This window comes from Pseudomonas brassicacearum subsp. neoaurantiaca (assembly GCF_013608025.1).
In the GTDB taxonomy this organism is placed as follows: domain Bacteria; phylum Pseudomonadota; class Gammaproteobacteria; order Pseudomonadales; family Pseudomonadaceae; genus Aquipseudomonas.
Window position 1 is genome coordinate 25,895 of the sequence record NZ_VDLV01000011.1, and the last position, 22,368, is coordinate 48,262.

24 protein-coding genes are annotated in these 22,368 nt (G+C 62.6%); 14 read left to right on the forward strand and 10 right to left on the reverse strand.

Features of this window, described 5'->3' with window-relative positions:
- Window positions 1-9: 9 nt before the first annotated feature.
- The 3 genes from FHK92_RS08920 to FHK92_RS08930 all read right to left on the reverse strand — a co-directional run bounded on the left by FHK92_RS08920 (window position 10) and on the right by FHK92_RS08930 (window position 3,726).
- A complete protein-coding gene (locus FHK92_RS08920; protein WP_181287735.1) occupies window positions 10-1,242 on the reverse strand; it encodes a nucleoside permease in 1,233 nt (410 codons plus the stop codon).
- 232 nt (window positions 1,243-1,474) lie between these two features.
- A complete protein-coding gene (locus FHK92_RS08925; RefSeq protein ID WP_258232626.1) occupies window positions 1,475-2,491 on the reverse strand; it encodes a sugar phosphate isomerase/epimerase family protein in 1,017 nt (338 codons plus the stop codon).
- Between the two features lie 59 nt (window positions 2,492-2,550).
- A complete protein-coding gene (locus FHK92_RS08930; protein WP_181287736.1) occupies window positions 2,551-3,726 on the reverse strand; it encodes a Gfo/Idh/MocA family protein in 1,176 nt (391 codons plus the stop codon).
- Window positions 3,727-3,900: 174 nt separating this feature from the next.
- On the opposite strand from FHK92_RS08930, the gene FHK92_RS08935 reads away from it, so the two are divergent.
- The 4 genes from FHK92_RS08935 to FHK92_RS08950 all read left to right on the forward strand — a co-directional run bounded on the left by FHK92_RS08935 (window position 3,901) and on the right by FHK92_RS08950 (window position 8,615).
- Window positions 3,901-4,923, forward strand: coding sequence for a LacI family DNA-binding transcriptional regulator (locus FHK92_RS08935; RefSeq protein WP_181287737.1), 1,023 nt, complete (start codon window positions 3,901-3,903; stop codon window positions 4,921-4,923).
- 255 nt (window positions 4,924-5,178) lie between these two features.
- Complete coding sequence (locus FHK92_RS08940) at window positions 5,179-6,129, forward strand: TAXI family TRAP transporter solute-binding subunit (RefSeq protein WP_181287738.1); 951 nt, start codon at window positions 5,179-5,181, stop codon at window positions 6,127-6,129.
- Window positions 6,130-6,207: 78 nt separating this feature from the next.
- Complete coding sequence (locus tag FHK92_RS08945) at window positions 6,208-8,235, forward strand: TRAP transporter permease (RefSeq protein WP_181287739.1); 2,028 nt, start codon at window positions 6,208-6,210, stop codon at window positions 8,233-8,235.
- Window positions 8,232-8,615: a DUF1850 domain-containing protein gene (locus FHK92_RS08950; protein WP_181287740.1), complete on the forward strand. Its 384-nt coding sequence runs from the start codon at window positions 8,232-8,234 to the stop codon at window positions 8,613-8,615. The genes FHK92_RS08945 and FHK92_RS08950 overlap by 4 nt, the downstream gene beginning before the upstream one ends.
- A 3-nt stretch (window positions 8,616-8,618) precedes the next feature.
- Here FHK92_RS08950 and FHK92_RS08955 read toward each other — a convergent pair whose 3' ends face one another.
- Complete coding sequence (locus tag FHK92_RS08955) at window positions 8,619-9,236, reverse strand: TetR/AcrR family transcriptional regulator (RefSeq protein ID WP_181287741.1); 618 nt, start codon at window positions 9,234-9,236, stop codon at window positions 8,619-8,621.
- A 163-nt stretch (window positions 9,237-9,399) separates the two neighbouring features.
- Here FHK92_RS08955 and FHK92_RS08960 point away from each other — a divergent pair, with 163 nt between their 5' ends.
- Window positions 9,400-9,840 carry a hotdog fold domain-containing protein gene (locus FHK92_RS08960; RefSeq protein WP_181287742.1) on the forward strand — a complete coding sequence of 147 codons (441 nt, stop codon included), beginning with the start codon at window positions 9,400-9,402 and terminating at the stop codon, window positions 9,838-9,840.
- A gap of 222 nt (window positions 9,841-10,062) precedes the next feature.
- Here the strand turns inward: FHK92_RS08960 and FHK92_RS08965 are convergent, their stop codons facing one another.
- Complete coding sequence (locus tag FHK92_RS08965; protein WP_181287743.1) at window positions 10,063-11,151, reverse strand: SMP-30/gluconolactonase/LRE family protein; 1,089 nt, start codon at window positions 11,149-11,151, stop codon at window positions 10,063-10,065.
- Window positions 11,152-11,545: 394 nt separating this feature from the next.
- Here FHK92_RS08965 and FHK92_RS08970 point away from each other — a divergent pair, with 394 nt between their 5' ends.
- Together FHK92_RS08970 and FHK92_RS08975 are read left to right on the forward strand one after the other, a co-directional pair.
- Window positions 11,546-12,508 carry an EamA family transporter gene (locus tag FHK92_RS08970; RefSeq protein WP_181287744.1) on the forward strand — a complete coding sequence of 321 codons (963 nt, stop codon included), beginning with the start codon at window positions 11,546-11,548 and terminating at the stop codon, window positions 12,506-12,508.
- A gap of 250 nt (window positions 12,509-12,758) precedes the next feature.
- Window positions 12,759-13,622, forward strand: coding sequence for a CAP domain-containing protein (locus FHK92_RS08975; RefSeq protein ID WP_181287745.1), 864 nt, complete (start codon window positions 12,759-12,761; stop codon window positions 13,620-13,622).
- 192 nt (window positions 13,623-13,814) lie between these two features.
- Here FHK92_RS08975 and FHK92_RS08980 read toward each other — a convergent pair whose 3' ends face one another.
- The 4 genes from FHK92_RS08980 to ggt form a co-directional block, all read right to left on the reverse strand.
- Window positions 13,815-14,447, reverse strand: a complete 633-nt coding sequence (locus tag FHK92_RS08980) for a Vgb family protein (RefSeq protein ID WP_181287746.1) — start codon at window positions 14,445-14,447, stop codon at window positions 13,815-13,817.
- 34 nt (window positions 14,448-14,481) lie between these two features.
- Complete coding sequence (locus FHK92_RS08985) at window positions 14,482-15,702, reverse strand: helix-turn-helix domain-containing protein (protein WP_181287747.1); 1,221 nt, start codon at window positions 15,700-15,702, stop codon at window positions 14,482-14,484.
- Window positions 15,703-15,897: 195 nt separating this feature from the next.
- Window positions 15,898-16,431 carry a cysteine hydrolase family protein gene (locus FHK92_RS08990; RefSeq protein ID WP_181287748.1) on the reverse strand — a complete coding sequence of 178 codons (534 nt, stop codon included), beginning with the start codon at window positions 16,429-16,431 and terminating at the stop codon, window positions 15,898-15,900.
- Window positions 16,432-16,449: 18 nt separating this feature from the next.
- The gene (gene ggt / locus FHK92_RS08995) at window positions 16,450-18,177 is read right to left on the reverse strand and encodes a gamma-glutamyltransferase (RefSeq protein WP_181287749.1); all 1,728 of its coding nucleotides are present in this window, start codon (window positions 18,175-18,177) and stop codon (window positions 16,450-16,452) included.
- A gap of 165 nt (window positions 18,178-18,342) precedes the next feature.
- On the opposite strand from ggt, the gene FHK92_RS09000 reads away from it, so the two are divergent.
- Entirely contained in the window at window positions 18,343-18,774 is a 432-nt protein-coding gene (locus tag FHK92_RS09000) for a GNAT family N-acetyltransferase (protein WP_181287750.1), read from the forward strand.
- Window positions 18,775-18,884: 110 nt separating this feature from the next.
- Here the strand turns inward: FHK92_RS09000 and FHK92_RS09005 are convergent, their stop codons facing one another.
- Window positions 18,885-19,235, reverse strand: coding sequence for a hypothetical protein (locus FHK92_RS09005; RefSeq protein WP_181287751.1), 351 nt, complete (start codon window positions 19,233-19,235; stop codon window positions 18,885-18,887).
- A gap of 132 nt (window positions 19,236-19,367) precedes the next feature.
- Here FHK92_RS09005 and FHK92_RS09010 point away from each other — a divergent pair, with 132 nt between their 5' ends.
- From FHK92_RS09010 to FHK92_RS09035, 6 genes are all read left to right on the forward strand, one after another.
- Window positions 19,368-19,697 (forward strand): DUF6388 family protein, encoded by a 330-nt coding sequence (locus FHK92_RS09010; RefSeq protein ID WP_181287752.1) that lies wholly within the window; start codon window positions 19,368-19,370, stop codon window positions 19,695-19,697.
- 220 nt (window positions 19,698-19,917) lie between these two features.
- Window positions 19,918-20,310, forward strand: coding sequence for a sulfurtransferase complex subunit TusD (gene tusD / locus FHK92_RS09015; RefSeq protein WP_181287846.1), 393 nt, complete (start codon window positions 19,918-19,920; stop codon window positions 20,308-20,310).
- On the forward strand, window positions 20,310-20,672 hold the full coding sequence (gene tusC / locus FHK92_RS09020) for a sulfurtransferase complex subunit TusC (protein WP_181287753.1): 363 nt from the start codon (window positions 20,310-20,312) through the stop codon (window positions 20,670-20,672). Before tusD ends, tusC begins: the two co-directional genes overlap by 1 nt.
- On the forward strand, window positions 20,672-20,965 hold the full coding sequence (gene tusB, locus FHK92_RS09025) for a sulfurtransferase complex subunit TusB (RefSeq protein WP_181287754.1): 294 nt from the start codon (window positions 20,672-20,674) through the stop codon (window positions 20,963-20,965). Before tusC ends, tusB begins: the two co-directional genes overlap by 1 nt.
- Entirely contained in the window at window positions 20,962-21,297 is a 336-nt protein-coding gene (locus FHK92_RS09030; protein ID WP_181287755.1) for a TusE/DsrC/DsvC family sulfur relay protein, read from the forward strand. The genes tusB and FHK92_RS09030 overlap by 4 nt, the downstream gene beginning before the upstream one ends.
- A complete protein-coding gene (locus FHK92_RS09035; protein WP_181287756.1) occupies window positions 21,294-22,295 on the forward strand; it encodes a glycosyl transferase family protein in 1,002 nt (333 codons plus the stop codon). The genes FHK92_RS09030 and FHK92_RS09035 overlap by 4 nt, the downstream gene beginning before the upstream one ends.
- Window positions 22,296-22,368 lie beyond the last annotated feature (73 nt).

Here is a 22,368-nt window from a genome sequence, read left to right on the forward strand (position 1 = left end):
TTCCTCTCCTCACGCCTCGGACGGTGTCACGACCCCCTGCCGACCACTGAAGGTCAACAGGAAACCCACGAACACCACCAGCGCAAAACCGGCCGGGAACAGCCAGATACTTTTCCAATCATGGCCGCCTTCCACCACGAAGTGATCGGTCACCTGCCCCGCCACCCAGAAACCGATCAACATCCCCACCCCATAAGTCGCCAGAGTGATCAAGCCCTGGGCCGAGCTGCGCAGGTGTTTTGGCGCCTTGGCGTCGGTGTAGATTTGCCCTGAGACAAAAAAGAAGTCGTAGCAGATGCCGTGCAGGGCGATGCCGATGAACAACATGAACGCCAGGTCAGCGTTGTCGCCGTAGGCAAACAACACATAGCGCAACGCCCAGGCCAGCATGCCTACCAGCAGCGCCAGCTTGATGCCGAAGCGTTGGATGAACAGCGGCAACAGCAACATGAACAGCACCTCGGAGACCTGCCCGATGGCCATTTTCGCCGTCGGGTTGGTCATGCCGGTTTCGGCCAGGAAGGGGTTGGCGTTCTGGTAATAAAACGCCAGCGGGATGCAGATCAGGATCGAGGCGATGAAGAACACCAGGTAGCTGCGATCCTTGAGCAGGCCCAACGCATCGAGCCCCAGGGACTGCTTGATGCCGCCGGCATTCGCCTGCTCCCTCAGCGGTGCCGTGCCGGGCAGCGTGAAGCTGTAGAGCCCGAGAACCAGCGAGGCGACGGCCGCCATCAGGAAGGTATTACGCAAGCCACCCGCTGCAATCGCCTCGCGCGAGTCCCAGCCGAACACGAAGCTGATCACCACGCCAGCGGCGATCCAGCCGACGGTGCCCCACACGCGGATGCGCGAGAACTCCAACGCAGGGTCGCGCATTTGCCGGAAGGCCACGGAGTTGACCAAGGCCAGCGTCGGCATGTAGATCACCATGTACGCCAGCACGAAGGGGTAGAACGCGCTGAAATCCACCGCCGAATAAAGTTGATACAGCAACACCGCGCCCACCAGGTGCAACACCGCCAGGATGCGCTCGGCGTTGAAGTAGCGGTCCGCGATCAGGCCGATCACGAACGGCGCGATGATCGCCCCCCAGGACTGGGTGGCGAAGGCCATGCCGACCTGCCCGCCACTGGCTTGCAGCGTGCTGGACAGGAATGTGCCGAGGGTGACGAACCAGCCACCCCAGATAAAAAACTGCAGGAACATCATCACGCTCAGGCGTGCATGCATCGTGGTCATGACCGTCACCGTCTTGTTGTTCTTGTTGAAACAAAGTCGTGCGCTGTTATTGCCGCCTGCTTTTGTGGACTGCTTTTGTAGACTGCTTTTGTGGCGAGGGAGCTTGCTCCCGCTCGGCTGCGCAGCAGTCGTAAAACCAGGCGACGCGGTCTGCCTGGAACATCGTATTTGGGGCGGCTTCGCCACCCAGCGGGAGCAAGCTCCCTCGCCACAAGGGTTCTGCGATCAGCCGTTACCCAGGCAACCCCAACAACCGCCGGTTGGATGCCTCATCCGCCGTGACCCCGGCAAAGTCATCGAACGCCTTGGCGGTCTTGTTGATCATGTGCCGCTGGATGAACGCCGCGCCTTCGGCCGCACCCTGTTGCGAGTCCTTCAGGCAGCATTCCCATTCCAGCACCGCCCAGCCGTCGAAGCCGTATTGGGTCAGTTTGCTGAAGATCGCCTTGAAATCGATCTGCCCATCGCCCAGTGAGCGGAACCGGCCAGGGCGATCCACCCAGCCCTGGTAGCCGCCATAGACACCGGAGCGGGCGTCGGACCGAAACTCGGCGTCCTTGACGTGGAACATGCGGATGCGCGCGTGGTAGCGGTCGATGAAGCCCAGGTAGTCCATCTGTTGCAGCAACAAGTGGCTGGGATCGTAGAGAATCGCGGCCCGGGGATGATGGTCGACCGCCTCCAGGAAGCGCTCGAACGAGGCGCCGTCGTGCAGGTCTTCGCCGGGGTGGATTTCGTAGCACAGGTCCACACCGGCCGCGTCGAAGCACTCGAGGATCGGCAGCCAGCGCCGGGCCAGTTCGGCAAAACCTTGCTCGACCAGGCCTGAGGGCCGCTGTGGCCATGGGTACATGTACGGCCACAGCAACGCACCGGAGAACGTCGCGTGGGCCTTGAGACCCAGACGCTGGCTGGCGCGGGCGGCCAGTTTCAGTTGCTCGATGGCCCACTCGGTACGTGCCTGGGGCTGGCCGCGCAGGTGGGCCGGGGCGAAGTCGTCAAACAGCGCATCGAACGCCGGATGCACCGCCACCAATTGGCCTTGCAGGTGCGTCGACAATTCGCTGATCTCGACGCCCGCCGCTGCGCAAGTGGCCTTGAGTTCGTCGCAATAATCCTGGCTCTCGGCGGCCTGGGCCAGGTCAATGTAACGCGTGCCCAGGGTTGGCACCTGAATGGCTTTGTAGCCTTGCGAAGCGGCCCATCGGGCGATGTTCGCCAAGCTGTCGAACGGCGCTTCATCGGACATGAACTGCGCCAGGAAAATCGCCGGCCCGCGCAGGCCGTTCGGTGTCCGGTCGTGGGTCTTCACAGCTGCGATTCTCCGGTTTCCAGCGTGGTCCACTCTGCCTCGCGACGGTGATTGATGATCGCGGCCTCGATAAACGCCATGCCGCGCACGCCGGTTTCGATGCCGGGTACGCCCGGCACATCGGGGCCTTCGACCCGGGCGCGAATGGCCTGGGCGAAGTCGCCGTAGAGGTTGGCCATCGCTTCCAGATAACCTTCCGGATGCCCCGCCGGCAGCCGCATCCGCCGAGTCGCCGCTTCACAGAGCCAAGGCTGGCCCAGGCCGGAACGCAGGACTCGCAGTGGTTGGTCGAAGGCGCGATGGATCAGGCTCGACGGTTCTTCCTGGCGCCACTCCAGCGCGCCTTTGGCGCCATAGACGCGGATCTTCAGCGGGTTCTCTTCACCGGTGCAGATTTGGCTGGCGAGCAACACGCCGCTGGCGCCGCCCTCCATCTTGAACAGCATCGCGGCGTCGTCGTCCAACTGACGCCCCGGAACATGGCTGCCCAACACGGCGCATAACTGCTGGATCGGTCGATCCGCGACGAACTCCGCCAGGGAAAACGCGTGGGTGCCGATGTCGCCGATGCAACCGCCCAAACCTGACTGGGCCGGATCATCGCGCCATTCGGCCTGCTTGTTGCCCAGCGCCGCAACGTCCTGGCTGAGCCAGCCCTGGGGGTACTCGACGAACACTTTGCGAAGCTGCCCGATCACGCCCGAGCGCACCATTTCCCGGGCCTGCCAGACCATGGAATAGCCGAGATAGGTGTGGGCCAGGCCGTAGAGGCAGCGACTGCCTTGCAACACCTCCTTCAAGGCCAGCAGTTCCTTGAGGTTCAGCGCGGCGGGCTTCTCGCTGAACACGTGGAAACCGGCCTTCAGCGCCTGGCTGGCAATCGGTGCGTGGAGGTGATTGGGCGTGACGATCACCAACAATTCCATGCGTTGATCCAGCGGCAGCAGCGCTTCGTCGTCGAGCATCTGTTGCCAGTCGTCGTAACAACGCGATGTCGCCAGCCCCAACGCGGCGCCGGTCTGCCGGTTGTTATCAGGGTCGCGACTGAACGCGCCACAGACCAGCTCGAAACCGCCGTCCAGGCCCGCGGCCTGGCGATGAGCCTGGCCAATGAACGCGCCCTGCCCACCGCCGACGAAGCCCATTCTTATTTTCGGTGTTACAGGATTCATCACGATTCTCTTCTGTCCGGATCGATGATGTAACCGGTTACATCATGCCGAGAATCTAGGCTTGGTTTTGGCGCCTGTCAAACGCTGTGGAACAGGCTTGAGATGTGTCGGGCGACAAACCTGCGGTAAGCTCACCGCCATGCCTGGGTCGCCAGGCGCCGAATCGAGGTGCCCTTGTCCAACATCCGTGAAGTGGCCCGGCTGGCCGGTGTGTCGGTGGCCACGGTATCCAGAACACTGAGATCTCCCGAACGCGTGCTGCCCGAGACCCGGGACAAGGTCAACGCAGCGGTACTCCAGGCCGGTTATCGACCGAATCTGATGGCGGTGCAGTTTCGCTCCCAGCGCACCGGTAACCTGGTGATCCTCGTACCGAAAATCGCCAACACGTTTTTCGCCCGGGTCATCACCGGCGCCCAACAAGCGGCGCAAGCGGCCGGCTATCGACTGCTGCTGTGCGACACCCAGGGCCGCGAAACCATCGAGCAGGAATTCGCCGCGCTGGTCTACGCCCACCAGGCCGACGGCGTGATCCAGTTACGCGCCAGCGATCCCTTTGTCTCACTGCCTCCCGGCATCGACGCGCTGCCGCTGGTCAACGCCTGCGAGGTGGTCAAGGACGCGCCCTACCCGACCATCAGCCTGGACAACCGCGGTGCCGCGCACGCCATGACCGAGCACTTGATCGGACTCGGCCACCGTCGCATCGGCATCATCAAGGGCCCGCGCAGCAGCCCGCTGACCCTCGACCGCGTGGCCGGTTACCAGGACGCCTTGCGCAACGCCGATATCGCCCTCGATCCTGAACTGGTCTGTCACGGCGACTTCACCCTCAAGGCCGGCTACGACGGCGCCGGGACGTTGCTCGCTTTGGCCGAACGCCCCAGCGCGCTGTTCTGCGAGAACGACGAAATGGCCATCGGCGCGCTCAAGCGCATCAAGCAGATGGGCCTGCGGGTGCCCGAGGATATTTCCCTGGTGGGTTTTGACGACATCCCGTTCGCCGCGTATTGCGATCCACCGTTGACGACCATTTCCCAACCGGCTGAAACCTTTGGCAACAAAGCCGTGGAGATGCTGATTGCCTTGATCGAGAAGCGGCCCATCGCGCAGCGGCATGTGCTGCTGCCGTTCGAGTTGACCGTGCGGGGTAGTTCGGCTCCCCTGGTAGGTTTCCGTTCCGAGCCAGACCGCTAAGACCAGGGCCGCTGCGCGCCCCAGCGGGAGCAAGCTCCCTCGCCACGGGGATATCTGCTACTGAGCGCATACCTCCGGCTAGGCGAGATTGCTTTTGTGGCGAGGGAGCTTGCTCCCGCTGGGGCGCGAAGCGGCCCCGAATCAAACTGATTACGAAAGCTCTTTGCTCGTGCTTACTCGCCACCACCCAATACCCTTGTTTCGACTACAGTGGAAAGACTCTGCATAAAGCCATAACAAGACGGAGAGTCCTCAATGCGAGTCAACAAGCGCTTCACCCTCCTGGCCGCCGCCGCAACCTTGGCGGTCGCCGCCACCGCCCACGCGGCCCCGGTGTACATCAATATCCTGACCGGGGGCACCAGCGGCGTGTATTACCCGATCGGGGTCGGGCTTTCGCAGATCTACAGCAGCGGCATCGAAGGTTCCAAGACGTCGGTGCAGGCCACCAAGGCGTCGGTGGAAAACCTCAACTTGTTGCAAGCCGGGCGCGGGGAGTTGGCGCTGGCCTTGGGCGATTCGGTGGCCGATGCGAAGAACGGTGTGGAGGATGCCGGCTTCAAGGCGCCACTGACCAAGCTGCGGGCGATTGCCGGCGCGTACCCCAATTACATCCAGATCGTCGCCAGCGAGGAATCGGGGATCAAGACCTTGGCGGACCTCAAGGGCAAGACCGTTTCCGTCGGTGCGGCGAAATCCGGCACCGAACTCAACGCCCGAGCAATCTTCAAGGCCGCCGGCCTGACCTACAGCGACATGAAGGTCCAATACCTGCCCTTTGCCGAATCGGTGGATTTGATCAAGAACCGCCAACTGGACGCTACCTTGCAATCCTCCGGCCTGGGCATGGCGGCGATTCGTGACCTGGCGTCGACGATGAAGTTGAACTACGTGTCGATTCCCACTGACGTGGTACAGAAGATCGGCAACCCGGCCTACCAGAGCGCCATGATCCCCGCCAACACCTACGACGGCCAGGCTGATGCCGTGCCCACCGTGGCCATCACCAATATCCTGGTGACCCGCGAGGACGTTCCGGACGACGTGGCCTATCAGATGACCAAGCTGCTGTTCGACAACCTCCCCCGCCTGGGCACCTCCCACTCGGCGGCCAAGGACATCTCGCTGAAAAACGCCGCGAAAAACCTGCCGATCGCCCTGCATCCCGGTGCCGAGCGCTACTACAAGGAAGTGGGCGCGCTGTAGCCGCTGGACGGCAACGGCGCGGGTCGCCGTTGCCGCATCGCGTTTCGCATCCGCACGTCGACAACAGGCAGGCATCTCATGAGTGAAGACCAGCACGGCATCGCCACGGACCCGCGGGACTGGCCCAAGACGCTGTTCTACGTGGCGTTGCTGTTTTCCGTATTCCAGATCATCACGGCGGCCTTTTCACCGGTGTCCAGCATCGTGCTGCGGGCGGTGCATGTGGGCTTTTTGCTGTGGGTGGTGTTTTTGAGCTACCCGGCCCATGGCAAGCAACGGCCCTGGCAACCCCTGGCCTGGGCCTTGAGCCTGGCGAGCGTGGCGACCGCGCTCTATCAATGGGTCTTCGAGGCCGACCTGATCCAGCGTTCCGGCGACCTGACCACCGCCGACACGGTCATCGGCGTCATCCTGATCGTGCTGGTGTTCGAGGCGGCGCGGCGAGTGATGGGCATCGCCTTGCCGATCATCTGCGGCCTGTTCCTGGCCTATGGTCTGTTCGGTGAATACTTGCCCGGCGACCTGGCCCACCGCGGCTACGGCGTCGATCAGATCATCAACCAATTGGCCTTCGGCACCGAAGGGCTGTACGGCACGCCGACCTATGTATCGGCCACCTACATTTTCCTGTTCATCCTGTTCGGCGCCTTCCTGGAAAAGGCCGGCATGATCAAGCTCTTCACCGACTTCGCCATGGGCCTGTTCGGCCACAAGCTGGGCGGTCCGGCGAAGGTGTCCGTGGTGTCATCTGCGCTGATGGGCACCATCACCGGCTCGGGCATCGCCAACGTCGTGACCACCGGCCAGTTCACCATTCCGCTGATGAAACGCTTTGGCTACAAGGCCGCGTTCGCCGGCGGCGTGGAAGCGACATCGAGCATGGGCAGCCAGATCATGCCGCCGGTGATGGGCGCGGTGGCGTTCATCATGGCCGAGACCATCAACGTGCCGTTCGTGGAGATCGCCAAGGCCGCGCTGATTCCGGCGTGCCTGTATTTCGGCTCGGTGTTCTGGATGGTTCACCTGGAAGCCAAGCGCTCCGACCTCAAGGGCCTGCCCAAGGACCAATGCCCGAGCGCCTGGGGCGCGGTCAAGGAGAGCTGGTTCCTGCTGATCCCATTGGGCGTTCTGGTCTACCTGCTGTTTTCCGGACGCACGCCGCTGTTCTCCGGCATGGTCGGGCTTGCGCTGACGGCCATCGTGATACTCGGCTCGGCGATCATTCTCAAAGTCTCCAACTACGCCTTGCGCTGCGCCTTCTGGGTCGCGCTGGGCATCCTTTGCGTCGGGTTCTTCCGGCTCGGTATCGGCATCGTGTTCGCGGTGATCGGCGTGCTGGTGGTGGCCTGCTGGTTCATGAAAGGCACCCGGGAAACCCTGGTCGTCTGCCTGCACGCCTTGGTGGACGGCGCCCGACACGCCGTCCCGGTGGGGATCGCCTGCGCCTTGGTCGGCACCATCATCGCAGTGGTTTCGCTGACCGGCGTGGCATCGACCTTCGCCGGTTACATCCTGGCGATCGGCAAGGACAACCTGTTCCTGTCCCTGCTGCTGACCATGCTCACCTGCCTGGTGCTGGGCATGGGCATCCCGACCATTCCGAACTACATCATCACCAGCTCGATTGCCGCGCCCGCGCTGCTGGAACTTGGCGTGCCGCTGATCGTGTCGCACATGTTCGTGTTCTATTTCGGCATCCTCGCCGACCTGACCCCGCCGGTGGCCCTGGCCTGCTTCGCCGCCGCGCCCATCGCCCGGGAGAGCGGCCTGAAGATCAGCTTCTGGGCAGTGCGCATCGCCCTGGCCGGCTTCGTCATTCCGTTCATGACGGTGTACAACCCGGCGTTGATGCTGCAGGGCGACAACCTGTGGATGACGGCGTACATGCTGGTCAAGACGTTGTTGGCCGTCGGACTCTGGGGGATGGCTTCCACTGGATACCTGCAACAGAAAATGCCGGTTTGGGAACGCCTGATGTGTTTCGCCGCTGGCGCGATGCTGGTGGTTGCCCTGCCCCTGACCGATGAAATCGGCTTCGTGCTGGGTGCGCTGCTGATTTTCCAACACGTCTGGCGCTCACGACGTGTCGGGCGAGCCTTGGCGTGATTGGCTTGTGCCTGGGCTTGTCCGGCGTGGTCTGGGCACAGCTTGAACTCAGCGAGTTCACGTTGGCCTGGAACCACACCATCGAGAAGATCCGTTGGGAAGAGGATTACCGGGTCAGCGAACAGGGCCTGATCCTGGGCGAAGCCAGGGTCAAGGGCAACGGCGCCGGCATGGAGATTCCCGAGGGCGCACGGCTGGAAAATGGCAGTTGGCGATATCACCGCGAACTGCCACCGCTGCAACCGTTGAAGCTCGGTCGCACACCCCAGGCCGGCGACTATCAGCTGTGTCATGCTGGCCATTGCCAGCCAATGGCCCATTGGCTCGGGCCGCCCAATGCACAACAACCGGCCGTGGAATTGTGGAGCTGCCCGCTGTGATCGTCACTCAGCGCTGATGGAACGCCACGCCGCTTGCGCCAACAACTCTCGGTGAGCCTTCGGGCTGGAAGGCACCCGCCCCGACAGCCATGCCCGGCAATAACTTTCAGACGCGCCGATGATCAGCGAAAACATCAACTCGGCGGGATAGCGCTTGAGCGCCTCGCCCTGCTCTGCGGCGCTCAACCACTGCCAAAGCTGACCGTTACGTGAGGTGTTGCGGCTGGCGAGCTCGTCCTTGAACGGTCCCTTGGTCACCGCAAAGCGTGCGTGATACTGGAAGCGCGCCCACTCGGGCTGGCTGTCTACCCAATCAACGTAGCTGTAGATCAACGCTTGGACGCCCTGCTCGGCGGTTGTCGCTTCGCACAGGTATTGCTCGCGCAAACGCGCCTGATCTTCCAGGGCAGTGAAGAACAGCGCCGCCACCAAGCCTTCCTTGTTGCCGAAATGATGGTAGATGGCGCCGACGCTGGTCTGGCATTCGGTGCGGATCATTTCAATGGTCGTCGCCTCGATGCCCTGCTCGTTGAACAGGGCCAGGGCCTTGCGAAAGATGTCGCGCTTGAGTTCAGCCCTTCTGCCGGGGAAGGCGCGTTCGAGTAGGTCTGTTGTTTCCATGCTAGGCATAAACCGGTTCGTGGGTGGGACCGGGCACTGGGCTGCCCGTGACGAAGTGAGCGCAGCTTGACAGATTCGCCGCTAACAGAATACCGTTCCGTCACAGAATATTATTCTATAACGGAACACTGTTCCGCAAAATCACTTGTCAGCGAGGCTTCACATGAATCAGGTTCTCGGTATGTTCAACAGCGCAGGTCCGGACGCGTTCAGCAAAATGGCCTGTCAGATGGCGCCGTACTTCTCCACCATCAACCCGCTCGTCACAGAATTACGCCAGGGCGCGGCGACCGTGCAGGTGCCGTTTCGCAAGGAAATCACCAACCACCTGGGCACCGTCCACGCCATCGCCATGTGCAACGCCGCCGAGTTGGCCGCAGGCATGATGACCAACGTTTCCATCCCCGACGGCGCTCGTTGGATTCCCAAGGGCATGAGCGTGCAATACCTGGCCAAGGCCAAGAGCGACGTGACGGCGGTTGCGAACGGCGACGAGGTGGATTGGCAGACCGAAGGCGACAAGATCGTGCCGGTGGACATTCATGACGCGGAAGGCAAGAAGGTGTTCACGGCGCAGATCACCATGAACGTGAAGCTGAGTTGAAGTCGAGGGCGTCCGGGACGCCCTCAATCCAATGATTGTGAAACGTGGCGAGGGGATTTATCCCCGCTGGGCTGCGCAGCAGCCCCAAACCAAGCAACTCGGTGTGCCAGGAAAAATGAGCTCATAGCTTCAGGGCTGCTGCGCAGCCCAACGGGGATAAATCCCCTCGCCACAAAAGAGGTGCTCGACTGACAGAGAGACGTTGCTGAGCCTATTTTTTGGTCAGGCGAACGTCGCGCCCCGGGTGTTCACGAACAGCGAGTACAGCGAGTGGCTGCCGGCCATGAACAGCCGGTTGCCTTCTCGCCCGCCGAAGCAGATGTTCGGGCAGCGTTCCGGCAACGAAATGTGCCCGATGGCCTTGCCTTCGGGGTTGAACACGCGCACGCCATCGAGTTTTTCCAGGTCGGCCTTGGGGTCGCCATTCCCGCCCCAACCGCACCAGAGATTGCCGCTCTCGTCGCACTTGATCCCATCGATGGCCGCATAGTCCAACCCTTCGATGTGCTTGCGCCGTTCGCCCAAAGTGCCGTCGTCCTTGACCGTAATCGCCCAGATCAAACGGTTGGGCTTGGCCCGACCTTCGACCACGTAGAGAATTTTTTCGTCCGGGGAAAAGCACAGACCGTTCGGCCCCGCCAAATCGTCGATTGCGCGACTAAGCTTGCCGGTCTGACCGTCGATGCGGTACACGGCGTGGGGCTGCGCCGGGGTGACTTTGTGCCCTTCATAATTGTTGCCGGTCTGGAACGGTGGATCGGTGAACCAGATCGAGCCGTCGCGTTTGCAGACGATGTCGTTGGGCGAGTTCAACGGCTTGCCGTCGAAACTGTCAGCCAGCACGGTGATGGTGCCGTTGGGTTCGGTGCGGGTGATGCGCCGACCTTCGCTCGTCGTGGTCGAGCCTTCGCAGACCAGCAACCGCCCCTGGCGATCGCGGCACATGCCATTGGAGAAGTTCGAGTTCTCGCGGTACACCGACAAACCACCGGTGACTTCGTCCCAACGCACGATGCGGTTGTTGGGAATGTCGCTGACCAACAGATAGCGACCGTCGCCGATCCATACCGGCCCTTCCGCCCAGCGCAGACCGCTGGCGAGCTTCTCGACGCTGGCGTTGAAGATGCGCAAATCCATGAAGCTGGGGTCGAGGATATTGACCAGGGGGTCTGGATAGCGCTGGCTCAACGGCTCGGCCTGGGCGAGGCCGGGCAGGTTTCCAAGTGTCGCGGCGGCGGCCGAGACCACCAGGGATTTCTTCAGGAAGATCCGGCGCCCCTGATCGGCGGTTGCAGGTTGCGAAGCATCCATCGTACTTCTCCGTTAATTATTATTGGACGGGGACGTTTGTTTTACTCTCTGATAGGACATCGTACAAGATCAAAAATACAGCTGTTGCTTGGCAGCGGCCTTGACGGCGTAGAAAACGCTGAAAACGGCTTGAATGCGGCATTAAACCTGACACTGAAACCAAGAAGCGTTTTCTGACAGGCTTGTTAGCGCTCGCCATATACGGTAAAAATTCGACTCAGTTGTACGACAACAAAATCAAAAGCCCACCAAGGGCTAACGCTGCTCACTCAAGATCGTCTAGCAACCTGTGGCGAGGGAGCTTGCTCCCTCGCCACGGGCCATCGTTTGTCCTAAGTGAACAGCATTACGTTAACAGGGCTTATTTCGCGCCCTCCTTTTGAGACGTCCTGCCATGACCCGCTCCATCGCCGCATCCAATGTGCCCATTCCTTTCCCCCGCCCTATCGCCGTGCTCATCCTGCTGTGCATGGGCTGCGCCTTCGCCGGCAACCATGTGGCCGCGCGGGCGGCGTTCGATGACGGTGCCGGGGTGTTGCTGGCGATCCTGCTGCGCTCGGGCGGGACGTTGCTGGTATTGGCGGCGATGGTGTTATGGCAACGCCAGAGCTTGCGCCTGCCCCCCGGTGCCTGGCGCTGGCAATTGACGTTGGGCCTGCTGATCGGCGCCCAGAGCCTGTGCTTGTATTCCGCCGTGGCCCGGGTGCCGGTGGCGCTGGCCCTGCTGGTGGGCAACGTATTCCCGATCCTCTTGGCCCTGTTGACCTGGGCCCTCGGCGGCCCGCGCCCCACTGCGCGTACCGCAACACTGATGGGCATGATCCTGGTGGGCCTGGTGTTCGTGTTGGAAGTGCCGACGCGGCTGGCGTCCCAGGCGGATGTCGGCCCGCAATGGCTGCTGGGGGTTGGCCTGGCCTTTTGCGCCGCGTGCGTCTTCGCGTGCGCGTTGTGGATCACCGATCACAAGTTGTCCCAGGTGCGCGGTTCGGTGCGCAGCCTGCTGACGATTTTCATCGTGTTCAGCAGCGTCAACCTCGCCGGCCTGACCGGCGCCCTGCCCGGTGGCCTCGACTTCCCCGCGAGCAGCACCGGCTGGTTCGCGCTCGCCACCCTGATGGTGCTTTATGGCACTGGCTTCATCGTCCTGTTCATGTGCGTGCCACGCCTGGACATGCCGCGCAACGCCCCGGTGATGAACATCGAACCACTGGCGACCCTGCTGATTGGCTGGCTGGTGCTGGACCAGATGCTCAACCCGGGCCAGATCCTTGGTGGCGCGATCGTGGTGGCCGGCATCGTGTTGCTGACCTGGCGCAAGGTCGAGCGGGTCAAGGCGCCGGTGGAAGCTCACAACTAAATGCTCTTGTGGCGAGGGAGCTTGCTCCCGCTCGAACGCGAAGCGGTCGCAAAACAATGGGGCCGCTACGCAGCCCAGCGGGAGCAAGCTCCCTCGCCACAAGGACCTCGTGCGGTCCAGACATTATGTGTTCGTCCAGCCTGAAACTAGTTTCAAAACCCGCAGTCCTACCCCAGCCCTGAACGACACATCCAGGGCTGACCGGCGCCGTTCTGGCGTCAAGGCAATTCCCTCCCGAGCCGTTCGTCCCATGCGCCATCCTGTTCGCTCTCGCCGTTTCGCTTCGCTGTGCCTCACGATCCTTTCTTCTCTCCTCGCCAGCCCGGCCCATGCCCGGGGCGAAGGACAACTGGTGAGCGCTATCAACGATTACCGCAGCCAGTCTCAACGGTGTGACTGGCAAAGGTCGCGCGCCGCGCCACCCTTGGTACTGCGTTCGAACCTGGCGTTGCCGATCGGTTTTCGTGGCGGACTGCGCGATGCCCTGAAGGATGTTGGCTATCAAGCCCGCGAGGTGCGCAGCATTCGCCTGACCGATGCACGGGACGCCGACGAAGCCTTCGAAATGCTGGCGGACGAACATTGCGCGACGCTGCTGGACAATCAATACGCCGACATTGGCGTCAATCGGGTCGGTGATGAGTGGCGCGTGGTGTTGGCACAACCCATGGGGGGCGGCACACGGGTGAGCGATGCGGGCGCGTCGGACAAGACGCTGCTGGCCCAGGTCAACGCCGCCAGGGCCAAGCCGCGGATGTGTGGGCGCCAGCGCTTTGCCGCGGCTCGACCATTGAGCTGGAACGCCGCGCTGGGATCTGCCGCTCTCGGGCATAGCCGGGCGATGGCCCGCGGCAATTATTTCGCCCATCGCGACCCGGACGGTCGGTCCACGTCCGATCGAGCCAAGAGCGCTGGCTTTCGCGGACATAAGCTGGGCGAGAACATCGCCGCCGGACAACGCTCGCCAAGCCAGGCCATGGGCGACTGGCTCGCCAGCCCGGGGCATTGCGCCAACCTGATGAACCCGATGTTCACCCAGATGGGCGCCGCGTCCGCCAGCGACTCGCGCAGTGATGCCGGGGTGTACTGGACGATGGTGCTTGGCGCGCCTTGATATTACAGACGCACACCTCTGTGGCGAGGGAGCTTGCTCCCGCTCGATTGCATGTAGGAGCTGCCGAGCGAAGCGAGGCTGCGATCTTTCCCGAATGATCAAAGATCAAAAGATCGCAGGCTTCGCCAGCTCCTACAAAGACCAGCGGGAGCAAGCTCCCTCGCCACGGAGGTCCCTGCCAGTCTTTCGATCTCACATCGGCCGACGCACCGCCCTCACCTTCCCGCTGCCGCCCCCGCCGCAGAAAAACCGGTCCGCGCCATCGGACTCCAGCCCCGACACCCCGATCCCCGGCGGCATCGTCACGCTTTCCAGCACTTGCGCTGTCTGCGGATCGATACGCCGCAGGTCGCTTTCATCATTTTCCCAGGTGCCGTGCCACAGCTCGCCGTCAACCCAGGTCACGCCCGTGACGAAGCGGTTGGATTCGATCGTGCGCAGAATCCTGCCGTCGGCCGGATCGATCTGCAGGATCTTGCGCGCCTTGTACTGACCGACCCAAAGCGATCCTTCGGCCCATGCCAGGCCGGAATCATCGCCACTGTCGGGCGCCGGGATCGTCGCCAATACCTGGCCGGTGCGTGGATCGATCTTGCGGATGCTGTCACCGGCAATCTGGAACAGATGCTGACCGTCGAATGCCGTGCCCGCGTTCGCTGGAACATCAAGGGACTGCACGGTCTGGCCACTGGCGGGATCGAGGGCGTGCAACCTTTCGCCCGAGGCGAACCAGACGCGCTCGCCGTCATGGCTTACACCATGCACGCAATCGACGCCCGGGAAGGGCCCGTATTCACGCAGGATTTGTGCTTCTGAACGTTTCATCTCACATCGCCTCATCGGTGGGTGTGATCGCATCCTAACCATCGAGCGGCAGCGCGGTGAGTAACAATACCGTCGCGAATCCGGGCATCGGTGGCGCCGTCCAGCGACGAGCCCTTGCGCGGCCGAACGACTGCGCCTTGCCGCTGGCGGCCAGGGTTTCCAAGGCTCGTTGCACGCTGCGCTGGCTGGTGTCCAAGGCCAGCGCAAGAGCCGAGCTGGACCAGGCTTCTCCGTCCGCCAATAATGCCAGCACCGCCCCGTAGGGTTGCTCGACGACATGTGCAAGTACCTGGATTTCGTCGGCGTCGCGCGGCGTCATGATGAAGCCGCGCCGGGTCGCGACCACGTCGGCCAATGGACGCAGGGCCTTGCGCAACCGCCCCATCTCGACCCGCAGCCGGGCGCGGTGGGAGTCGTCCGTCAGTTTCAAGCCAAAGGCCCGGGTCATGAGCAATTCCCTCGAGGCATCGCCGGGCCAGGCTTGAGCCAGTTCGCGGGCCAGGGCAAACAGCACCGGGCGCCGGGCAAGGGAAATCTGGATGCCTGCACGACTGACCCCGTATCGGCAGGCATCCACCACCAGCGCCGCGCCGCCCAACAGGGCTTGCACCTCTTCGAGTCGCAACAAACGCTCTTCGCCTCGGGCCATCAGGCGCGCTGCTGGCGTGCGCAGCATTTGCCAGGCGCTTTCGATTTCTGCGTTCAACGCGCCAATGCCCGTTTGCCGTGCAGCGTGCCCGGCCCTTTCAAGGGCAGCGCGGGCGGTTTGCGTTTGCAGCCGGCGCATGGCAATGCCGGCGGCCGCCAACTCGCAGGCTGCCCGGGACGCCAAAGGCAGACCGTCAGGGTCCAGTTCGATGAGTTTGAGCTCGGCCTCGTCGAGCCGGCCAATCAACAACAACCTGCGAATTTCAATGGTCCGCGCATGGCCAGCGTTCGCCCGATCACCTTGGGTTTCGAGCACCACCCGGGCGGCGTCGAGGCGCTTCATCGGCCAAGCCAGGTCACGGGAAGCCAGGGCAATTTCAGCCTCGGACACGACGCACCGCGCCCGCGCCACGGCCGCCCTGGGCCCGAAGGCCGAAGCGGCCCGACGCATCAAGGCCCGGGCTTTTTCCAGATCCCCCAACTGCGCCATGGCAATGCCACGAAGCGCGAGGGCCGGCGCGTCATTGCGCAAGGCGACACGATTCAGCGCGGCCACTGGGTCCCCCGCCGCCAACGCGCGCGCTGCCGTGGTGATGTCACGATCCATGAGGATGACCTTTTGTGGCGAGGGAGCTTGCTCCCGCTGGGCTGCACTGTGGAGCTGCCGAGCGAAGCGAGGCTGCGATCTTTCCAAGGGCACTTGAATCTCAGGTGAAAGATCAAAAGATCGCAGGCTTCGCCAGCGCCTACAGAGGCCTGCGGGAGCAAGCTCCCTCGCCACTGGTTTGTCCTTGCACATCGGCTACAGGCGGATTTTGGCAGCTGGCACCACATCAATCCGCGACACCGCACTGCTCAACCGCCCCAGTCGATGGTTGTGATTGGCGATGATCTGCTCCGCCGTCATGCTGCCGTTGTCCACCGTCGAATGGGCGTCGGCAGCCAGGACCACTTCGTACCCCAAGGCATGGGCCTGGCGCACGGTCGCGTTGATGCAGTAGTCGGTTTGCAGCCCGCAGATCACCACGCGATCGATGCTCCGGGCTTGCAGCAGCGCCAGCAGGTCGGTCTGGTAGAACGCGTCCGGCGTGGTCTTGCGCACACGCAGATCGTCAGCGCCGGTGAGCAGGCCACCGGCCAATTGCCAGGCGGCACTGCCATACGCCAGCGAGCCGTCCGGCTCTTCGTGCTGGACCAGGATCACCGGCAAGCCAACAGCCCGGGCCCTGGCGCTGAGGTCGTTGATTGTCTGGACCAGGCGATGGCTGTCGAAGCATTCTTCCTCACCAGCACACAGCCCCTGCTGGACGTCGATGATCAGCAATGCGGTACTCATGTTTTCCTCTTCGAATGGTCAATAGCCCAACGATAATCCGGTGTTGCGGCGTGGATCGTTAGCGCCGTAGAAACGGTTCTTGCCCACCGGCTTGCCCCCCAATGACGGCGCGCCCACCAGGATCGCGGCGATGTGGTTGGGATCCTGCGGCCCGGCAAACTTATGGCCCCAGCTTTCCAGCAACTTGAGCGTATCGGGGCTGGCGGCGAAGGTTTCCAGGTTGGTTTCCTCCGGCATCCACTGCTGATGGAAGCGCGGCGCATCCACCGCTTCCTGCAGGTTCATGCCGTAGTCGATGACGTTGAGAATGGTCAGCAAGGTCGCGGTGATAATCCGGCTGCCGCCCGGGGTACCGACCACCATGACGGTCTTGCCGTCTTTGGTGACGATGGTCGGGCTCATGGATGACAGCGGCGCCTTGCCCGGCGCGATGGCGTTGGTTTCGCCCTGCACCAGGCCGTACATGTTGGGCACGCCGACCTTGGCGGTGAAATCGTCCATTTCGTCGTTGAGGATCACCCCTGTCTTGCTCGCCATCACGCCGGCGCCGAACCAGTCGTTGAGGGTGTAGGTGACGGAGACGGCGTTGCCCCACTTATCGACGATCGAATAATGGGTGGTGTTGCTGCCCTCATGGGGCGCCACGCCGGGTTTGATCTTTTTCGAATCGCCGGCTTTCTGCGGCTCGATCGCGGCGCGCAGCTTCGCCGCGTAGTTCTTGTCCAGCAAATGGTCGATGGGGTTCTGCACGAAATCCGGGTCGCCCAGGTAGCTGTTGCGATCGACGTAGGCGTGACGCATGGCTTCGATCTGGTAGTGCATGCCCTGGGCAGAGTGGAAGCCCAGGTCTTTCATCGGGTAACCGTCGAGGATGTTCATGATCTGGCACAGCACCACGCCGCCGGAGCTGGGTGGCGGCGCGGAGATGATGTGGTAGCCGCGATAATCGCACTCCACCGGCGCCAGTTCACGGGTCTTGTACTTGTCCAGGTCCGCCTGGGTGATGATGCCTTTGTTCGCCTGGCTGGACGTGACGATAGCGTCGGCGACCCAACCTTTGTAGAAGCCATCGGCGCCCTTGGCAGAGATTTCCCGCAGCGTCTTGGCGAGGTCCTTCTGCACCAGTTTCTGCCCGGCCTGCATCGGCTCGCCGTTGTGCAGGAAGATCGCGCCGGAATCACGCGCATCTTTCTTGAACACATCGGTGGCGGTTTCCAGCAGGTCGACATCACCCTGCTCCAGCGTGAAGCCCTCCTCGGCGAACTTGATGGCCGGGGCGATCAGTTCTTCCCGAGGTTTGCTGCCGTATTTCTTCAGCGCCAGTTCCATGCCGGACACAGTGCCGGGCACGCCTACCGCCAGGTGGCCGCGCGTGCTGAGTTCGGGAATGACATTGCCTTCCTTGTCCAGGTACATGTCCGCCGTGGCGGCGAGGGGCGCTTTTTCACGGAAGTCCAGGAAGGTCTTGCGGCCATCGGCCATTTGCAGGGTCATGAAACCGCCACCGCCGAGGTTGCCCGCCGCCGGGTAAACCACCGCCAGGGCATAGCCCACCGCGACCGCCGCATCCACCGCATTGCCACCGTTCTTGAGCACATCGACGCCAACGTGGGTCGCCAGGTGCTGGGCGGTCACCACCATGCCGTTCTCGGCAGCAACCGGGGCTTGTGACGCGGCGTGGGCAGTCAGACAGTAAAGGGACAGCGAGGTGGCGATGAGGGTCCGGGCCAGGGATTCGAACTTCATGAGTCGGTCTCTTCTTGTTTTAAGGGTCGGGATCGCTTCAAAAGCACAGACGAGTATGGCTCGGTTTGCGCAATGTGCCCGTTTCCCGTCGAGCGGCTTACGTCATCGTCGTCCTTGGGATAGGCTCACTGCGCTTGATCATCCCAATGCACAAGGACATCAATGATGACGCTGCGAATCGAACGCACGGACGCCCCAACCGATGAACAACGCCAGGCCATCCTCGCGCCACTGCGCGCCTATAACGTCGCCCAGACAGGCGGAAGTCCACCTGAGCTGATCGCTTGGCTGGTGCGCGACGAGCACGACGAAATCGTCGGTGGGCTATACGGCCGAGTATTTTTTCGTTGGCTCTATATCGAATTGCTGGTCGTGCCCGAACAAGCCCGTGGTCAAGGCACAGGCTCGGAATTGATGCAGATGGCCGAGCAACTGGCCAGGGAAAAGGATTGCGTGGGGATCTGGCTCGACACCTTCGACTTCCAGGCCCCGGACTTTTACCGCAGGCATGGCTACACCGAATGCGGGCAGATCAATGACTACCCGCCGGGGCATCAACGCTTCTTTTTCCAGAAGCGCCTGGATTTCGAAAATTAAGCTCAACCTGTGGGAGCGAGCTTGCTCGCGATAGCTATCCTACAGTCGATGGTTCTGTTGACTGACTCACCGCTTTCGCGAGCAAGCTCGCTCCCACAGTGGTTTAGGTGCTAGAGACAAGTCGCCAACGCCGCCAACCGACGCTTGGCGACAAAATCATCATGCTTGGCGTAGTAGTTCAACGCCGTACCCGTGGCACTGGCTTGCAGATCGACAAACGATTCGGCCGAGCGGGTGTACACCGTCGAACCGCCGTTCTTGCCCGGTTGCAGGTAGGCGCCGGCATCGACGCCGAACACCGCTTCATCTTCCCAGGCGAATTTCACGCACTCGGCGACATTCTGCTGCGGCTTGTCGGAGGCCAGGGTCTTGTAGGGGGCTTGGGTCCGGGCTTGTTCCATCGCCGAACCCGCGCAGCCGGCCAGCAGGGTCGCCGCCACGGCCACCATCAGCATTCGCATCGCATTCACTCATCGAGAAAAAAACGGACTGTAGCATTGCGCCCCGGGTTGCCGTACGGCTTTACCGAAATTTGCACGCGACAATGGCTATCGATTCGCGCAACCTGTTGGCTTATTGACCAAGGAGCGACCATGGCGACAACCGAACAGCAGCACGAACGAGCCCTGCAGACCTTCCTCGACCAACGCCCCGAGCTGCGCCACGAACTGGACAATCTCAATCCGCTGCTGGCCCAGGCCAAGGGCGAAACCGCCGCGCAATATCGCGCCGAGCGGTTGCATGAAGCGTTCGAAGCCGAGGCCGAAAGCGTCGGGTTGTTCGCCTGGGAACTGACGCTGCTGCTGACGACCGATTCAGCCGAGGACTACCAGGCCCAACGCATGGAAGTGCACAAGGAAGTGGCGGAAATGGCGGGGATGGAATGGGCGGAGTATTGCAAGCTGTATGGCCTCAAGCCCTGAAGTGGGCCCCGTGGCGAGGGAGCTTGCTCCCGCTGGCCTGCGCAGCAGGCCCGAAAAGGCGACTCAACTCACCTGACACACCGAGTTGCACGATCCAGGGTCCGCTTCGCAGCCCAGCGGGAGCAAGCTCCCTCGCCACGAAATCTCACGCCGTTTCTGAGAATCGCCCCACCGCCCATAAAGCATTATCATGGCCGCAGTTTTGCTGATCGGGTCTGTCATGAAGTTCGCCATCGCGCTGTTTTCCGCCGCTCACGCGCCCTCCTCGCGCCGCGCCTTGCTGTTTGCCCAGGCAGCGCTGGCCGCAGGGCATGAAATCGTGCGGCTGTTTTTCTACCAGGACGGCGTCTACAACGCCGCCAACAGCGTCGTCACGCCCCAGGACGAGCAAGACCTGCCCCAGCAGTGGCGCGCCTTCGTCAGCGAGCATCAACTTGACGGCGTGGTCTGCATCGCGGCGGCGTTGCGCCGTGGCGTGTTGAACGCGGAAGAAGCCCAGCGCTACCAGCGCTCGGCCGCCAGTGTCGAAGCGCCTTGGGCGTTGTCCGGGCTGGGCCAGTTGCACGATGCAATCCAGGACGCCGACCGCTTGATCTGTTTTGGAGGCGCGTGATGGCCAAGTCTTTATTGCTCATCAGCCGCCAAGCCCCTTGGTCCGGCCCCGGCGCCCGGGAAGCACTGGATATCGTGTTGGCCGGCGGCGCGTTCGACCTGCCCATCGGCCTGTTGTTTCTCGATGACGGCGTGTTCCAGCTCGCCGCCGGACAGCACGCCAAGGTTGTCCAGCAAAAGGACCTGAGCGCCAATTTGCAGGCATTGCCGATGTTTGGCGTCGACGATCTGTTTGTCTGCGCCGACAGCGCCGCCGAACGCGGTCTCGCCGTCGATGCACTGGTACTGGACGATCTGAAAGTACTGGGCGCAGCGGACATCGCCGCGCTCATTGACCGCTATGACCAAGTGATTACCCTCTGATGTCGACCTTGCATGTGTTGTCTCATTCCCCCTTCGGCGACAACCGTCTCGCCAGTTGCCTGCGGATCCTGGGAAGCCAGGATGCGCTGCTGCTGTGCGGCGACGCGACCTACTCGCTGCAACCTGGCACCGTGCCGTTCGACACGCTGCAAGCCAATGGCTGCAAAGTGTTTGTCCTGGCCGAAGACGCACAGGCCCGCGCCTTGCCCATTCCGGACTGGGCCGAGGCCCTCGATTATCCGGGCTTCGTCGAACTGTCGATCCAGCATGACAAGGTCAACAGTTGGCTATGAACACCCTGACCGTGGGCGAGCGCCGCATTGCGCTGGACAAGGATGGCTACCTGGCCGACCTCAACGATTGGTCCGCCGACGTGGCCAGCGCCTTGGCCACCGCCGAAGACATCGAGCTGAGCCCCGAACATTGGGAAATCCTCGAACTGCTGCGTGCCTTCTACGATGAATTCCAGCTGTCCCCCGCCACCCGGCCGCTGATCAAGTACACCGCGCTGAAGCTCGGCGCGGACAAAGGCAACAGCCTGCACCTGAACCGATTGTTCAAAGGCACTCCCGCCAAACTCGCCGCCAAGCTGGCGGGCCTGCCCAAACCGACGAATTGCTTATGACCGACTTTCCAGCGCTGACCCTCGAAACGCCCGCTGAACACCCGTTCGCCCAGTTCGTGCGCATCCTTGGCAAAGGCAAGCGCGGCGCCCGCAACCTGACCCGTGAAGAAGCGCGGAAAGCCATGGGCATGGTGCTCGACGAGCAGGTCGAAGAAACCCAACTCGGCGCGTTCCTGATGCTGTTGCGGCACAAGGAAGAAAGCGCCGAGGAAATGGCCGGCTTCACCGACGCCCTGCGTCAGCGCCTGGAGGTCCCGACGTTGACGGTGGACCTTGACTGGCCAACCTACGCAGGAAAGAAGCGTCACTTGCCCTGGTATCTGTTGGCCGCGAAATGCCTCGGGCAAAACGGCGTGCGAATCTTCATGCACGGCGGCGGCGCCCACACGGCGGGCCGTCTCTACACGGAGCAACTGCTGGGCTTCCTGAATATCCCATTGTGCCGCGACTGGCAGCAAGTCGGCACCGCGCTGAACAACGGCGGCCTGGCCTTCATGCCGCTGGTGGACTGGGCGCCGCAAATGCAGCGCATGATCGACCTGCGCAACACCTTGGGCCTGCGCTCGCCAATCCATTCCCTGGCGCGGATCCTCAACCCGCTGGGCGCGCGCTGCGGCCTGCAAAGCATCTTCCATCCGGGCTACCAGGCCGTGCATCGCGAGGCCAGCGGTCTGCTCGGCGACACCGCCATCGTGATCAAGGGCGACGGCGGCGAGATCGAAATCAACCCGGATGCCGACAGCCATTTGTACGGCACCACCGGCGGCGCCAATTGGGACGAGGAATGGCCGCGACTGTCCGAGCAACGCCACGTCAAGCCGGAGAGCCTCGACCCCGAGCATTTGAAAGCGATCTGGCGCGGCGATGTCGAGGACAGTTACCCGCAACTGGCGCTGATCGCCACCATGGCTCTGGCCTTGCGCGGCTTGGGCGACGCTCGCGAAGAAGCGTTCGACAAGGCGCGGCAGTATTGGGATGCCCGGGATCGTTCGATATAACCGATCATTAACGCCCAACCTTTGCGCTATTAGTTCGAACCTATCGGAATAGACTCGTCTCCAATGATTATTG